The organism is Streptomyces sp. ME19-01-6, from assembly GCF_033793745.1.
Lineage (GTDB): Bacteria > Actinomycetota > Actinomycetes > Streptomycetales > Streptomycetaceae > Streptomyces.
Map to the genome: position 1 here is coordinate 526,653 of NZ_JARAXF010000001.1, position 14,846 is coordinate 541,498.

General features: G+C 69.2%; 11 protein-coding genes and 1 pseudogene. 10 read left to right on the forward strand and 2 right to left on the reverse strand.

All coding sequences use genetic code 11. The annotated features are described in order from the left end of the window. Window positions 1-88 precede the first annotated feature (88 nt). From PV419_RS02465 to PV419_RS02485, 5 genes are all read left to right on the forward strand, one after another. Entirely contained in the window at window positions 89-1,393 is a 1,305-nt protein-coding gene (locus PV419_RS02465; RefSeq protein WP_319685941.1) for an extracellular solute-binding protein, read from the forward strand. An 86-nt stretch (window positions 1,394-1,479) separates the two neighbouring features. Beyond that, a complete protein-coding gene (locus PV419_RS02470; protein ID WP_319685942.1) occupies window positions 1,480-2,406 on the forward strand; it encodes a sugar ABC transporter permease in 927 nt (308 codons plus the stop codon). A 1-nt stretch (window position 2,407) separates the two neighbouring features. Beyond that, complete coding sequence (locus PV419_RS02475) at window positions 2,408-3,280, forward strand: carbohydrate ABC transporter permease (RefSeq protein ID WP_319685943.1); 873 nt, start codon at window positions 2,408-2,410, stop codon at window positions 3,278-3,280. Window positions 3,281-3,327: 47 nt separating this feature from the next. Next, window positions 3,328-4,809 carry a glycoside hydrolase family 32 protein gene (locus PV419_RS02480; RefSeq protein WP_319685944.1) on the forward strand — a complete coding sequence of 494 codons (1,482 nt, stop codon included), beginning with the start codon at window positions 3,328-3,330 and terminating at the stop codon, window positions 4,807-4,809. A gap of 63 nt (window positions 4,810-4,872) precedes the next feature. Beyond that, window positions 4,873-5,352, forward strand: coding sequence for a hypothetical protein (locus PV419_RS02485; RefSeq protein ID WP_319685945.1), 480 nt, complete (start codon window positions 4,873-4,875; stop codon window positions 5,350-5,352). Here PV419_RS02485 and PV419_RS02490 read toward each other — a convergent pair. Further along, window positions 5,334-5,438: pseudogene (locus PV419_RS02490) on the reverse strand (IS5/IS1182 family transposase); the annotation flags it as partial. The gene PV419_RS02485 and the pseudogene PV419_RS02490 sit on opposite strands and share 19 nt — an antisense overlap. 335 nt (window positions 5,439-5,773) lie before the next feature. Next, a complete protein-coding gene (locus PV419_RS02495) occupies window positions 5,774-6,409 on the reverse strand; it encodes a TetR/AcrR family transcriptional regulator (protein ID WP_319685946.1) in 636 nt (211 codons plus the stop codon). Between the two features lie 154 nt (window positions 6,410-6,563). Here PV419_RS02495 and PV419_RS02500 point away from each other — a divergent pair, with 154 nt between their 5' ends. The 5 genes from PV419_RS02500 to PV419_RS02520 all read left to right on the forward strand — a co-directional run bounded on the left by PV419_RS02500 (window position 6,564) and on the right by PV419_RS02520 (window position 14,796). Continuing rightward, window positions 6,564-9,131 carry a beta-glucosidase family protein gene (locus tag PV419_RS02500; protein WP_319685947.1) on the forward strand — a complete coding sequence of 856 codons (2,568 nt, stop codon included), beginning with the start codon at window positions 6,564-6,566 and terminating at the stop codon, window positions 9,129-9,131. A gap of 81 nt (window positions 9,132-9,212) precedes the next feature. Next, a complete protein-coding gene (locus PV419_RS02505) occupies window positions 9,213-10,511 on the forward strand; it encodes an extracellular solute-binding protein (protein WP_319685948.1) in 1,299 nt (432 codons plus the stop codon). A 32-nt stretch (window positions 10,512-10,543) separates the two neighbouring features. Next, a complete protein-coding gene (locus tag PV419_RS02510) occupies window positions 10,544-11,527 on the forward strand; it encodes a carbohydrate ABC transporter permease (RefSeq protein WP_415925208.1) in 984 nt (327 codons plus the stop codon). A gap of 6 nt (window positions 11,528-11,533) precedes the next feature. Then, window positions 11,534-12,418: a carbohydrate ABC transporter permease gene (locus PV419_RS02515; protein ID WP_319685950.1), complete on the forward strand. Its 885-nt coding sequence runs from the start codon at window positions 11,534-11,536 to the stop codon at window positions 12,416-12,418. 107 nt (window positions 12,419-12,525) lie between these two features. Further along, window positions 12,526-14,796 (forward strand): discoidin domain-containing protein, encoded by a 2,271-nt coding sequence (locus PV419_RS02520; RefSeq protein WP_319685951.1) that lies wholly within the window; start codon window positions 12,526-12,528, stop codon window positions 14,794-14,796. The last annotated feature ends 50 nt before the right edge of the window (window positions 14,797-14,846 follow it).

The window sequence follows — 14,846 nt, forward strand, 5'->3', positions numbered from 1 at the left end:
GCGGGACGACCACCAAGAACAGCGACCGTCGCAACCGGTCGCCAAGGCGGGTCCGGCAAGACCCGTCTCAGTGAGATGGAGGAACCTCGTGGTGTGGAGAACCAGGCGCCTCGCTGGTGCGAGTGTAGCCGTCGCGGCGGCGACCGCGCTGGTCGCCGGATGCGCGTCCGGCAGCGGCGGCAGCACGTCCGGAGCAGACGGCAACACGCTCACCCTGTGGACGCACAACGCCGGCAACTCGGCCGAGCTGGACGTCGTCAAGAAGATCATCAAGGATTTCAACGGCTCCCAGAGCAAGTACAAGGTCAAGCTCCAGGCGTTCCCGCAGAGCGACTACAACAGCTCCGTCGTGGCCGCCGCTTCGGCCCGCAAGCTGCCCTGCCTGCTCGACGTGGACGGCCCCAACGTGGCGAACTGGGCCTGGGGCGGCTATCTCGCCCCGATCGACGTCTCCGGCAGCCAGGTTCCGCTGTCCGACCAGCTGCCCAGCACCGTGGGCCGCTACAAGGACAAGCTCTACGCGTTCGGCTTCTACGACGTCTCCCTGTCCTTCTTCGCCCGCAAGTCGGTGCTGAACAAGTACGACATCCGCCTCCCGACCATCGACAAGCCCTGGACGAAGGCCGAGTTCGACTCCGCGCTGGCCAAGCTGAAGAAGAGCGGAAAGTTCGAGTACCCGCTGGAGATGGGCACCGGCGGCAGCGGCGAGTGGTGGCCGTACGCGTACTCACCGCAGCTTCAGAGCTTCGGCGGCGACCTGATCAACCGCCACGGCTACAAGACCGCCTCCGGCACCCTCGACGGCAAGGACTCCGTGGAGTGGGCCACCTGGTTCCGCTCGCTGGTGACCAAGGACTACATGGCGAAGAAGTCCGGAGCCGACCCCAACAAGGACTTCCTGGCCGGCAAGAGCGCCATCCAGTGGGACGGCAGCTGGAACGCGGCCAAGAACGCCGCGAAGCTCGGTGACGACCTGGCGATCATCCCGCCGGTCGACTTCGGTGACGGGCCCAAGATCGGCGGAGCCTCCTGGCAGTGGGCGATGAGCTCCACCTGCTCCAACAAGGCGGGCGCGCACGCGTGGCTGAAGTTCTCCCGACAGACCAAGTACTTCGTCGACTACGCCAAGGCCACCGGCACGATCCCGGCCACCGACACCGCCGCCAAGCAGGTCGACGGCTACCAGCCGGGCGGGGAGTTCAACGTGTTCGTCCAGTTCGCGCGCAAGTACGCGGTGGTCCGCCCGGCCACCCCGGCCTACCCGTACATCTCCACCGAGTTCCAGAAGGCGGCCCAGGACATCCTGGCCGGGGCCGACCCCAAGAACGCGCTCGGCCAGGCCGCGAAGGACATCGACAACAACCTGAAGACGAACAACTACCAAGCCGGCTGACCCGCCCCGGTCCGGTTCGGGCCCCGACCGCGCCTTCCCCGCGAGCCCGAACCGGACCGGCTTCCCCTGGAGCTACCGTGACCACCATGATCGCAGCCCTCGGCCGGCTGCGTCCGGTCCGGCGTACCCGAACGACCAACGCCCGTCGCCGTGAGAGCCTCACCGCCCTCGGCATGGCCACCCCGGCTGTCGTGCTGCTGGTCGTCTTCCTCGTCGTTCCGGTCGCCCTCGCCTTCACCCTGGCGTTCACCGATGCGAGGCTCATCTCGCCCACTCCGGCCCGCTTCGTGGGCCTGAGGAACTTCACCCTGCTCCTCCAGGACCCGACCTTCTACAAGTCGCTGCGCAACACGGCGTACTTCGCCGCCGTCGTCGTCCCGCTCCAGGCCGGGCTCGCCTTGGTGCTGGCCCTGCTGGTCAACGCGAAGGTGCGCGGCGTCAACTTCTTCCGCACCGTCTACTTCCTGCCGGTCGTCACCTCGATGGTCGTCGTGTCCCTCCTGTGGACCTTCCTCTACCGGAAGGACGGCCTGGTCAACCACGTGCTCTCGGCGCTCACCCTCGGACACGTCCAGGGCCCGGACTGGCTGGGCGACCCGGCCACCGCCATGCCCGCCATCATCCTGATGTCGGTGTGGCAGGGCGTCGGCTTCCACATGGTCATCTGGCTGGCCGGTCTCCAGACCATTCCCGCCGAGCTGTACGAGGCCGCCGACCTCGACGGCGCCACCCGCTGGCACCGCTTCCGCCATGTCACCTGGCCCGGGCTACGGGGCACCCGCACGTTCGTGCTGGTCACCATCACCATCGCGGCTTTCAGCCTCTTCACCCAGATCAGGGTGATGACGCAAGGCGGCCCGCTCGACTCCACCACCACCGTCGTCTACCAGGCGGTGCACGCCGGCTTCGACCAGCAGCAGACCGCGTACGCGGCAGCGATCTCGCTGGTCTTCTTCGTACTCGTGCTGACCGTATCCCTCGTCCAGCGATTCCTGACCCGGGAGAAGGGCTGACATGACCTCCTTCCTCAAGCACCTCGGCGGTCACGCCGGCCGTGTCGTCCTCGCCCTGGTTTTCGGGCTACCTCTGCTGTTCATGCTGGTCTCGTCGTTCAAGTCGGACGACCAGATCTTCGGCGACCTGGGCTCCGTGCGCGCCTTCCTGCCGGTCGGTGCCCTGTCGCTGGACAACTACACGGGTGTGTTCGAGCGTGTCCCGGCGGCGCGGTTCCTGCTGAACTCCGTGCTGATCTCGTCGATCACCGTGGTGCTCGGCATCATCGTCAACAGCCTGGCCGCCTTCGCCCTGTCACGGATGCGCTGGCCCGGCAGGAAGCTCGTCCTGACCGCCGTCATCGCCACCCTCATCGTGCCGTTCGAGACTTTCGCCCTGCCGCTGGTGTGGTGGGTCAACCACCTGCCGCTGCTCCGCGTCAACGGCTTCCACCTGGAGTGGACCACCGGCTGGATGGACACCTACCAGGTGCAGATCCTGCCGTTCGTCGCCAACGCCTTTTCGATCTTCTTCTTCCACCAGTACTTCCAGAGCATCCCCAAGGAACTCGACGAGGCGGCGATCGTGGACGGCGCAGGCTGGTTCACCATCTACCGCCGCATCATCATGCCGCTGTCCGGACCGGCCGTCGCCACCGTCGCCATTCTCACCTTCCTGCCCGCCTGGAACTCCTACCTGTGGCCGCTGATGGTCGTGCAGAGCGAGGAGCTGCGGCCGGTGATGGTGGGCATCTCCTACTTCTTCCAGCTGAACGTGGGCTGGGGCCAGATCATGGCGTACTCCTCCATGATCACCGTGCCGGTCCTGGCCCTGTTCGTGGCCTTCCAGCGGTCGTTCGTCAACAGCATCGCCTCCACCGGCGTCAAGGGCTGACTGCGCTCCTGCGACCCCCACACCGAAAGGACCCCTGCGTGTCCGTCATGCCCACAGACACCCACCTGCCCATCGCGCACCTGCGCCCACCCCGCAACTGGATCAACGACCCCAATGGGCTGGCCTTCCACGACGGCCACTACCACGTGTGCTTCCAGTACAACCCGTACGGACCCGAACACGCGAACATGCACTGGGGCCACTTCCGCAGCCCCGACCTGATCAGCTGGGAGGAACTTCCCCTCGCACTGACCCCCACGCCGGGCGGAGAGGACGCCGACGGCTGCTTCTCCGGCAACGCCGTCTCCGACGCCGGCCGCATGATCGCCTTCTACTCCGCCTTCCGCACCGACCGCTGGGCACAGCCGGTCACCACCGCCGAGTCCCGGGACAACGGTGTCACCTGGACACCGCGCGGCAGCCTGCTGATACCCGAACCACCCGAGGGCGCCACCATGTACCGCGACCCGTATGTATGGCGCGAGTCCGGCCGCTGGCGCATGCTGGTCGGCTCCGCCCAGGCGGACGGCCGGGCGGCGGCACTGCTGTACGAGTCCGGGGACCTGGAGCAGTGGGAGTACAGGGGGCCGTTCCTGGACCGGGCCCCGGAGCCGGTGGCGCCGGGCGCCGACACGGGGCTGGGCTGGGAGTGCCCCCAGTACCTGCACACGGACGGACGCGGCGCACTACTCGTCGGCGCCTGGGACCCGGATCTCGGACCGCGCCGGACCGTGGTCTACCCCGGGCGCGAGCAGGACGGCCGCTTCCTCGCCGACGCCCCCGCCGCGCTCGACCACGGACCCGACTTCTACGCCCCGGCACTGCTGCCCGCCCCCGACGGCCGGTGGTTGCTGTGGGGCTGGTCGTGGGAGGCCCGCGACCCGGACTGGGTACGCGAGGCCGGCTGGGCGGGGCTGCTGACGATGCCGCGCGAGGTGACACTCGCCGAGGACGGCTCCGTACGACAGCGACCGGCCGCGGAACTCCTCGCGCTGCGCGACGAGCGCGCGGTGACCGCTGCCGGCGAGACCGCCGGAACGGCCGTACTGGGGACGGTGAGCCCGAGTTTCGACCTGACGGCCCGTCTGGAGCCCCGTGCCGCAGGGAGGGCAGCAGGACTACGGCTGGTCACCTCAGCCGACGGCGCCGAGTACCTCGACATCAGGATCGACCCCGCCGCTGGTGAGCTCGTCGTGGACCGCGACCACGCCTCCCTCGACCCGCGCGCACACGGCGGAACGTACCGCGTCCCCTGCCCGGAGGCGAGGGCGGTGCCCGGTGCCCCGATCGAACTGCGTCTGGTGGTGGACCGGTCCGTCGCCGAGCTCTATCTGCCGTCGGGGAAGACGCTGACGCTGCGGTTCTACCCGACAGGCGGCATGCCCTGGCGGATCGAGGCCCGTGCCGGAGGCGAGGCCAGGCTCGGCTACACGGTCGGGGCCTGGAACCTGCGGCCGTACACCATGCGGTACGCGGCCGAGGCGGGCGCCGCTTCCGCGCTCACTGACGTCGGCCTCGTCCGAAACTGATCCTGTCACCGCCTCCACGGCCGCCGGGCTCGGGGCTCCCGGTGGCGGGCGACGGGTTGGCCGATGTGGCGGCCGAAGGCCAAGGCCAACACCAAGGACGGGCTGGGGAAGGTGGAGGAGGTCCTGCTACCTCTGCTGGAGGACCTGGCGGAGAAGAAGCCGGAGGACCTGGCGGTCATTCTCGGTGAAGACCTCAACCGGCTCATCAAGTTGATCGGCAGGATCTACAGCCAGGTTCAGCTGGCCTGCAACCTGCTCAGCAAGGCCCAGGGCATCCAGCGCGTCATGGCGGAGGAGTTCAACAAGACGGTGGCCGAGGTCGAGCAGGAGGCGACGAAGAAGAAGGGGGAGGCGGAGGCGGAGTCCGAGGGGCAGGAGGTCAAGGCCGACGGTGAGGGGAAGCCGGTCGTGAAGAAGGCGGTGGCCAAGTCTGCGGCACCGCGCAGTCGGACTGCCGTCGGAGCCGCTGCCAAAAGCCCGGCGCGTAAGGCGCCCGCCCGCAAGAAGGCGGAGCAGAGCCGGTATCTGGCAAGACGCCGATAGCAGATGAGGGCGGCGGCAATGCCGACGAAGGCCAGGAAGTGCTCGGCCTTGCGTTCGTAGCGGCGGTGCAGGCGGCGACAACCGGCCGACCCAACCTCGTGGCTGTCGGGTTGTCGACGGCTCAGCCCCCGCTACGAGGGGAATCCTTCCCTTGCCTTCTCGGACTCGCGGCCGCTATCTGCTGCCGCAATACTTCGTGTGTACGGGAGCCCGCGTTCCCTGACCGCGCGGCGGCGGACATGTACTGACCAGGGCGGAGAACCGCGGCTCAGCTCCCCTGGTGAACACCTCTGGCGGGTCGGTGCCCTGCCGACACGGCCCCGGCTCCGCCGGGAAGACCGGTGGAGGAGCGGGCGTGCGTCAACCTCGTGGACAGCGCCGCAAGAGGCAGGCGGGTCCGGGACCTAGGTGGCGGTGGGCGTCAGGTGGGTTTGCCGGTGAGGTCTGCCAGGAGTGCGGTGATGACACGGTTCGTAGCGGCGGTCATGTCGACGGAGTCGGGAGCGAGCAGCCACTGAATCTGGAGGCCGTCCATGACGGCGATGAGGGCGCTGGCCGCTTCTTCGACGTCCAAGTCGGGCCGGGTTTCGCCGAGTTCGCATGCCTCGGCGAGGGCTTCGGCGACCAGAGCACGCAGACCCGCGTAGCGGTCGCGGAAGTATTCCTGGGCCGGGTGGCCGTCGGTGACGCTCTCCGCCGAGAGCACGGCATACAGGCGGACGATGCCTTCGCGTTCGGTGTTGTGGCGGACGGTGTCGACCAGGTGGCGCAGGAAGGCGAGGCCGCGGGGGCGGTCGGTGCCCAGCTGTTCGATGTCGGTTTCGTCGCGCAGCGCTAGGACGCTGGTGAGCAGTTGCGCCTTGGAACGGAAGTAGTGCAGGACGCCGGCCTGGGTGACGCCGGCCCGGTCGGCGATCTCGGCGAGAGAGGCGTTGTTGTAGCCATGGGCGGCGAAGGCGTCCATGGCGATTCCGAGGATCTCCTGCCGTCGCTGCTGGGCTTTGAGGCTCTTCCCGGTACGAGGCTGCGGCTTACCGTTCGGCTTGCTCTCGCTCATTGTGCGCAGTCTACGGGGCTCTCGATCAGTGGTCACGACCTGATCAAACCTGGGAAAGAACTTCCGCACAAGGACTTACTAAGTACTTAGTAAGTGTGCTTTCCTGCTCCCGTTCCACCCGCTTCGTGCCGCGCCGCGGCCTGGAAGGACGAGCATGAGCCGCCCTGCTCTCACCGATGACGCCGAGTTGCGGCGCCGCATCCGAGACCTGGATCTTCCCTCCAAGATCCGGCTGCTGACCGGCGCGAGCCTGTGGCGAGTCCCGTCCGAGCCCCGGCTCGGGCTGTCGGCGGTGACGATGTCCGACGGCCCGCAGGGGGTGCGGGGGACAGGTGATGAGCCCGACGCCACCGGCCTGCTGGCCCCCGCGCCGAGTGCACTGGCGGCAGCCTGGGACACCGAACTCGCCGAGCGGCTGGGCGCGCTGTTCGCCGCGGAGGCGCGCCGCAAGGGCGTCGACGTCGTGCTGGCCCCGGCGGTGAACCTGCAGCGCACCCCGGTCGCCGGGCGACACTTCGAGTACTTCTCCGAGGACCCCTTGCTCACCGGCACCCTGGCGGCCGCTCTGGTACGCGGCATGCAGGGCCGGGGCGTGGGCGCGTGCCTGAAGCACTTCGTGGCCAACGACTCGGAAACCGACCGCACCCACTACCGCGCCCGGCTGGACGAGCGGACGCTGCGGGAGGTCTACATGGCCCCCTTCGAGCAGGTCCTCGCCGAGGCCGCGCCGTGGAGTGTGATGGCCGCGTACTCGGGCGTCGACGACGGGACCGAGTCCGCGCCGATGTCCGAGAACGCGCGGTTGCTGCGCGAGGTACTGAAGGGGGAGTGGGGTTTCTCCGGGCCCGTGGTCAGTGACTGGGCCGCGACCCGCTCCACCGTGGCCTCGGCGGTCGGCGGTCTTGATCTGGTGATGCCCGGCCCCCACGGTCCGTGGGGCGACGCCCTGGTGGCGGCCGTGCGCGCGGGCGAGGTGGACGAGCAGCTCGTCGACGACAAGGTGCTGCGGCTGCTGCGCCTGGCTCGTCACACGGGGAGGCTCGGTGACCCCGGACAGAACCCCCCGCCACCGCCCGCCGCTCCCGCCGGGCCCGCGGAGGAGGAGTTCCGTCTCCTGCGTGAGGTCGCCGCCCGCGGCACGGTGCTGCTCCGCAACGAGGCAGACCTGCTGCCGCTGACACCGGAGAGCATCCGCAGCGTCGCGCTCATCGGCCCCAACGCCGTGGCGCCGTACCTCCAAGGCGGCGGCAGCGCCTTCGTTCCGGCCGTGCGCACGGTGTCCTTCGAGGAAGGCCTGCGCGCCGCACTGCCCGAGCACGTACGCATGTCCGTGCACCGGGGCGGCGATGCCCGTCTGCGCCCGCCGTACCTGTCCGATGCGCTGCTGAACGATCCCGACACCGGCGCCGCCGGGGTACGGGCCGACCACGTCGACGCCGAGGGCCACCGCATCGGTGGTGACGTGCGTCAGTCCGGCGACTGGAGTGGCTACGGCGGCTTCGGACCGACGACGCACCGGGTGGTGCTGCGCACGGTGCTGACCCTCGCCGAGCCCGGTACGCACCGCCTGGAGGTCGGGTGCGTGGGCCGCTTCCGGGCGACCGTGGACGGCGAAGAGGTACTCAGGGGCGACGACGACCGGGGCGTGGAGCTGATCCTCGACTCCAGTCACAACAACCCGCCGTTGCATGGCATCGACCTGGAGGTGGGGCCGCAGCCGCGCGAGATCGCGCTCAGCATCGACCTGACCGTGATCGAGGCCGGCGGCTACGGCCGTTTCGTCACTGCCCAGCTGCGGCATGCCCCGCCCGGGCCGACGCCGTACGAGGAGATCGCCGAAGCCGCCGCCGCGGCCCAGGCGGCCGACGTGGCCGTGGTCGTCGTGGGCACCAACGAAGAGGTCGAATCCGAGGGCTGGGACCGCACCGGGCTCGACCTCCCCGGCCACCAGGACGAACTGGTCCGCAAGGTGATCGCCGCCAACCCGCGCACCATCGTGGTCGTCAACGCCGGCGCCCCGGTGCTGCTGCCCTGGGCGGATGAGGCTCCCGCCCTGCTGTGGGCGTGGCTGCCGGGCCAGGAGGCCGGGCACGCACTGGCCGATGTCCTGCTCGGCCGGATCGAGCCGTCGGGCCGCCTGCCGTGGACCCTGCCCGCCCGCGCGGAGGACGTGCCCGTCCCCGACGCCCGTCCCCGCGACGGCATCGTGGACTACGGCGAAGGCGTTCACGTCGGCCACCGGGCCTGGGACCGCGAGGGGATCGTCCCGGCCTTCCCGTTCGGCCATGGTCTCGGCTGGACCCGATGGACCTACGAATCCGTCACCGTCAGCGAGTCCGTGCCCCTCCCCGAGTCGTCCGTCTCCGCCATTCTGCCCAACCCCGCAGGCGGAGACGGGCTCAACCTGACCGTGGAACTGACCAACACCGGCCCTCAGCCTGGCCGTGAGGTCGTCCAGGTCTACCTGGAGCCGCCGCAGGACGGCCCCGACCGCCCGGTGCGCCTGCTCGCCGGCTTCGCCACCGTCCACGCGACACCGGGCGCATCCGTCACCGCTGAGGTGTGCGTGCCCGCTCGCGCCTTGGAAATCTGGGACACCGAGGCCGGTACGTGGCGTACTCCGCCCGGCCGCTACCGCCTCCACGTCGGACGCTCCAGCCGTGATCCGCATCTCACCGCCGAGGTGACCGTCGACGACGGCCGCCTGCGCCCCGCAGGCTGACCCACCCGGCCCTATTCAGCCGCTTTTGCCCCAGTCGCCCCCCCCGCGCCCCGTTCAGCGCGACCGCAAGGAGCCGTAACCATGTACATCACCCGTCCCACCACCAGAACCCTCCAGATCGCGTGCGCCGCCGTCGCGGCGGCTCTGCTGGCCACCGGTTGCGGCCGTAGCGCCGACTCGGAGCCAGGCAACGACGCCCCGGCGAAGATCAGCAGCGGCAAGGCCAAGGGCAAGCTGGTCATGTGGTCCATGGGCGACAAGGCCGACAAGGACCTGCAGAGCCTGGCGAAGAAGTTCGAGCAGCAGAACCCGGGCGTCGACGTCCAGATCACCGCGGTGCCGTGGGACGCCGCGCACGAGAAGCTGACCACCGCGATCGCCGGCGGCAACACCCCGGACATGTCCCTGATCGGCTCCACCTGGATGGCCGAGATGGCCTCCATGAACGGCTTCCAGGCCACCCCGGCCTCGTTCAAGGAGTCCGCGTTCTTCCCCGGCCAGTGGGACACCACCAAGTACAAGAACAACTCCTACGGCGTCCCGTTCATCGCCGACACCTCGGTGATCTACTACCGCACCGACATCACCGCGAAGGCCGGCATCAAGGGAGCCCCTGCCGACGACTGGGCCGGCTACCTGAAGGATCTCAAGACCATCCAGGCCACCGCGGGCAAGCAGAACCCCAAGCTGCGCAACGCCACCCAGTTGCAGGTCGGCTTCAACTCCTGGCTCTTCTGGCTGCCGTTGGTGTGGCAGCAGGGCGGTGACATCTACGACGCGAAAACCACAAAGTTCACCTTCGATGCACCCGCGGTCACCAAGGCGCTGGAGCACTACAGGGGCATCTTCAAGGACAAGCTGTCACCGAACGACAAGACCGACGCCCGTCAGAACCTCCAGAACGGGCTGATCGGCACCGTGCAGCAGGGCCCCAGCAGCGGCGGCGACCTGCAGAAGAACGCTCCCGAACTGGACAGCAAGTGGCAGACCATGCCGCTGCCCAAGGGCACACAGTCGGCCGGCCTGGCAGGCGGCAGCGACCTGGCGGTCTTCAAGGACGCCAAGAACTCCGACGCGGCCTGGAAGTTCGTCCGGTTCCTCACCGAGCCGAAGAACCTGGCCGAGTACGCGGACGCCTCCGGCAATCTGCCCGCCGCCGTCCAGTCCTGGTCGGAGAGGGGCCTGGGCGAGAACCCGAAGATGGCCGCCTTCGAGACCCAGCTGAAGGTCACCAAGGCCCCGCCGGCCATCACCACCTGGCAGCAGATCGCCGACGCCATCGACGGGGAGCTGGAGAAGCTCGCCTACGGCAAGGCCACCGTCGCCCAGGTGCAGCAGAACCTGCAGTCCAAGGCCACCAGCATCGGCACCGGCCGCTGAAGCGCCGCAGCCCGCATCCCTCGTACGGACGGATGACCACCATGCCCACGAGCACCGTCGCCGGGCAGGGCTCCCAGGAGCGCGCCACCGCCGGCAAGCAGCCGGCGGCCCGCCGCCGCACCCTTTCGCTGCGGCGCGCCGCGCGGGACCGCCAGGCCCGCGCCGCCTGGGTCCTCGCCGCCCCGTTCCTCGCCCTGTTCCTCGCCTTCATGCTGCTGCCGGTCACCTGGTCGCTGCTGATGAGTCTGACCGACACCAAGAGCGCCGACCTGCGCACACCGCTGAACGTGTCGTTCACCGGCTTCGACAACTACGTCCGGCTCTTCCAGGACCCGCAGTTCTTCACCGCTCTGCGCAACACAGCCGTGTTCGTCCTGGCGGCCCTGCCCCTGACGCTGGCCGCCGGGCTCGCCGCGGCGGTCGCCCTCGACCGCGGCATCCGCCGCTTCCGGGCGATCTTCCGGGTCGGCTTCTACCTGCCGGTGATCACCAGCATTGTGGCCGTCGCGGTGGTCTGGAAGACCCTCCTCGAACCCCACGCGGGCCTGGTGAACACCGTTCTCGCCTGGTTCGGGATCGACGGCCCGGCCTGGCTGGCCGACACCCGCTTCGCCCTGCCCGTCATGATCGTGATGGCCGTGTGGCGCAACCTCGGCACCGTCATGATCATCATGTTGGCGGGCCTGCAGTCCGTGCCCCAGTCCCTGATGGAAGCGGCGGAACTCGACGGGGCCGGGCACTGGCAGCGGTTCTGGCGGGTCACCTTCCCCCTGCTGCGCCCCGCCCTGCTGCTCACCGCCGTCACCACCGGCATCGGCTACCTGCAGTTCTTCGACGAGCCGTTCGTCATGACCGACGGCGGACCGCTGGACTCCACCCTGTCGACCACGTTGTACGCCTACAAACAGTTCGGCAACGGCAACTACGACGTCGCGTCGGCGGCCGGCTACGTCGTCTTCGTTCTGATCATCGCGCTGACCGTGCTGCAGTTCCGCTTGCTGCGCGACAAGGACTGATGCCCCATGACCACCCTCACGTCCGCCCCCACACCATCGGCCACGGACAAGGTCCTACGGCGCCGCCGCATCCGGCAGGAGTGGGGCCGCCCGTGGCTGTACCTGCCGCTCACCGGCCTGTTGCTGCTGATGGTCACGCCGTTCCTGTGGATGCTGTCCGGGGCGTTCAAGCCCGAGGCGGACATCCGCAAGATCCCGCCCGACCTGATCCCCGCCAGGCCCACGCTCGCGAACTACCGGGAGCTGTTCAGCACCCTGGACTTCACCGGCATGTTCGCCAACTCCGTGATCGTGGCCCTGGCTGTCACCGCGGGGAACCTGATCTTCTGCTCGATGCTCGGCTACGCCCTGGCCAAGCTGGAGTTCCGCGGACAGCGCGCCGTCTTCACCCTGGTCATCGCGACCCTCATGGTCCCCGGCCTGGTCACCTTCGTACCGCTGTACGTACTGGTGGCCAACATGAATCTGACCGGCTCCCTCCTCGGGCTGATCCTGCCCTTCCTGGCCACACCCTTCGGGGTGTTCCTGATGCGGCAGTTCATCTCCACCCTGCCGGACGAGCTGATCGACGCCGCCCGCGTCGACGGCTGCCGCGAACTGGCCATCTTCTGGAAGATCGTTCTCCCGCTGACCAAACCGGCCCTCGCCACCCTCGGGATCATCACCTTCCTCGGCTCCTGGAACAACTTCCTGTGGCCCTTGGTCGTGGCCCAGAACGAGAGCCAGTACACCCTCCCCGTCGGCCTCGCCCTGGCCAGCAGCGGACAGGACTTCACCCGCTTCGGCATCCTCCTCGCCGGCGCCGTGATCGTCCTGCTCCCGGTGGCCATCGTCTTCCTCCTCTTCCAGCGCCACTTCGTCGCCGGCATCGCCACCACCGGCCTGAAGTGACCCCCGCCCCGGCGCCCTTACCCGGCCCCCACGCGCCGGCTTCGCACCACCCACGCCATGCAGGCGCGCCGCCGTGCATGGCCGTCATACCCGCAAGGAGCCGCACCATGAAATCCCCCACCCGGCAACGACGCCGGACCACCCTTTCCCTGACAGCCACCGCAACCCTGCTTGCCACACTCCCCGTCCTGCCGGCGGCCACACCGGCCTCGGCAGGCACCGCGCCCGGCACCGTGCCCGGCAGGGCGTCCGTCTGGCTCACCGACCTGTCCACCGACACCCACCTGGCCAAGCAAGCGCCGGTGACCTGGAAGACCGGCCCCGCCCCGGCCGGCTCGGTCATCACCGTGGACACCAGCCGCAAGTATCAGTCGATAGCCGGCTTCGGGGCCTCGTTCACCGACTCCTCCGCCTGGCTGGTCGGCACCAAGCTCGACGCCGCACAGCGCAACGCCCTGATGCGTGACCTGTTCAGCCGCCGCGACGGCATCGGCCTGAGCTTCCTGCGCCAGCCGATGGGCGCTAGCGACTTCACCGTGAGCGGCAACTACTCCTACGACGACGTGCCCGTCGGCCAGAGCGACCCCACTCTCGCGCACTTCAGCGTCGACCACGACCGGGCGTACACGCTCCCCCTGCTCAAGCAGGCCGGCCGGATCAACCCGCAGCTGACCGTCATGGCCACCCCGTGGAGTGCGCCGGGCTGGATGAAGACAAGCGGCTCGATGGTCACCGGCCAACTCAAGCCGGACTCCTACCAGGCGTATGCCAACTACTTCGCGAAGTTCCTCAAGGCGTATCAGGCGGCAGGCGTCCCGGTCCGCTACGTCACCCCGCAGAACGAACCGCTGTACGAGCCCTCCACCTACCCGGGCATGTCCCTGCCCGCCGACCAGGCCAAGACCTTCGTCAACGACTACCTCGCCCCGACCCTGCGTAAGCAGGGCCTGTCCACCGGCATCCTGGGCTACGACCACAACTGGGACATCACCAGCTACCCCGAATCCCTGTACACCGACCCGGCCACAGCCAAAAACGTCGCCGGTACGGCCTGGCACTGCTATGCCGGTGACGTGACGGCGCAAACCGTCGTCCACAACGACTACCCCAACAAGCCCGCCTTCCAGACCGAGTGCTCCGGCGGCACCTGGGAGGGCGACGAACAGGGCGGCTTCGCCGGAACGATGGACAACGTCATCAACGGACCCCGGAACTGGGCCCAGAGCATCGTCCGCTGGAACATGGCGCTGGACACCAACGGCGGGCCCAGGAACAACGGATGCAGCGGCTGCCGCCCGGTGGTGACGGTCGCGCCGAACACCGACGGCACATGGACATACACGCCGACGGCCGACTACTGGGGCCTCGCCCAGGCCAGCAAGTTCGTCCAGCCCGGCGCGCACCGGGTGGCCTCCAACACCCTCGGCAAGGGCAGCATCGAGGACGTCGCCTTCACCAACCCCGACGGCTCCACCGCACTGGTCACCTACAACTCGGGTGCCACCGAACGCACCTTCACCGTCGGCTGGGGCAACCGCCACTTCAGCTACACACTCGCAGCGGGAGCGGCCGCCACCTTTACTTGGACCGGCGCCCAGCACGGCAGCACCGCCCCGGCCGCCATCGGCTCGGTCGACATCCCCTTCCGCAACGCCAACGGCAGCCAGGCCCTGATCAGCTACGACAGCAGCCTGCTCGCCCAGCAGCCCCAGGTGCGCGTCGGCGACCAGTGGCTCGGCTACACCCTGCCCACGGGCGCATCCCTCAGCCCGCCCACCGGCGAGACGGCCCTGTCCCGCGACGGCTGGCAGGCAACGGCCTCCGCGAGCAGCTCGGACGACCCGCCCTCCAAGGCCACCGACGGCGACGCGTCCACCCGCTGGAGCCTGGGGCGCGGCATGCAGCCGGGCGACTGGTTCCAACTCGACCTCGGCTCCACCCGGACCTTCGACCAGATCGTCCTGGACGCCACCGCCTCATCCGGCGACTTCGCCCGCCAGTACGAGGTGTACACCTCCGACGACGGCACCAACTGGGGCAAGCCCATCGCCACCGGCCCCGGCAGCACCGTGACCCGAATCCAGCTCCCCACCACCACCGCCCGCTACATCCGCGTGGTCAACAAGGCCGCCTCCGGCAGCTGGTGGTCCATCCACGACGTCTCCGTCCTCGCCCCCGACGGCAAGAGCACGTCGAGTACGAGCAGCGACAAGGGCGTTCAGCGCAAGAGCGCGCAAATGCCCGACGGCACGCGGCTGTCGGTGGCATACAACTCCGGCACCGGCACCGCCACGTTCGACGTCCCGTGGGGCGGCACCACGTACAGCTACCGACTGCCCGTCGGCGCCGCCGCGATCTTCACCACGCGGTCAGCCTGAAACCCAGACCCAACCCCCACCCCCGCAACTTCCCCTCGTGGTCTGTGTCC

Excerpts from the sequence above, each read along its gene's own strand:
- PV419_RS02470 (WP_319685942.1), top strand. The coding sequence starts at position 1,480 with ATGATCGCAGCCCTCGGCCGGCTGCGTCCGGTCCGGCGTACCCGAACG.
- PV419_RS02480 (WP_319685944.1), top strand. The coding sequence starts at position 3,328 with ATGCCCACAGACACCCACCTGCCCATCGCGCACCTGCGCCCACCCCGC.
- PV419_RS02500 (WP_319685947.1), top strand. The coding sequence starts at position 6,564 with ATGAGCCGCCCTGCTCTCACCGATGACGCCGAGTTGCGGCGCCGCATC.
- PV419_RS02510 (WP_415925208.1), top strand. The coding sequence starts at position 10,544 with ATGACCACCATGCCCACGAGCACCGTCGCCGGGCAGGGCTCCCAGGAG.
- PV419_RS02485 (WP_319685945.1), top strand. The coding sequence starts at position 4,873 with ATGTGGCGGCCGAAGGCCAAGGCCAACACCAAGGACGGGCTGGGGAAG.
- PV419_RS02515 (WP_319685950.1), top strand. The coding sequence starts at position 11,534 with ATGACCACCCTCACGTCCGCCCCCACACCATCGGCCACGGACAAGGTC.
- PV419_RS02495 (WP_319685946.1), bottom strand. The coding sequence starts at position 6,409 with ATGAGCGAGAGCAAGCCGAACGGTAAGCCGCAGCCTCGTACCGGGAAG.
- PV419_RS02475 (WP_319685943.1), top strand. The coding sequence starts at position 2,408 with ATGACCTCCTTCCTCAAGCACCTCGGCGGTCACGCCGGCCGTGTCGTC.
- PV419_RS02520 (WP_319685951.1), top strand. The coding sequence starts at position 12,526 with ATGAAATCCCCCACCCGGCAACGACGCCGGACCACCCTTTCCCTGACA.
- PV419_RS02505 (WP_319685948.1), top strand. The coding sequence starts at position 9,213 with ATGTACATCACCCGTCCCACCACCAGAACCCTCCAGATCGCGTGCGCC.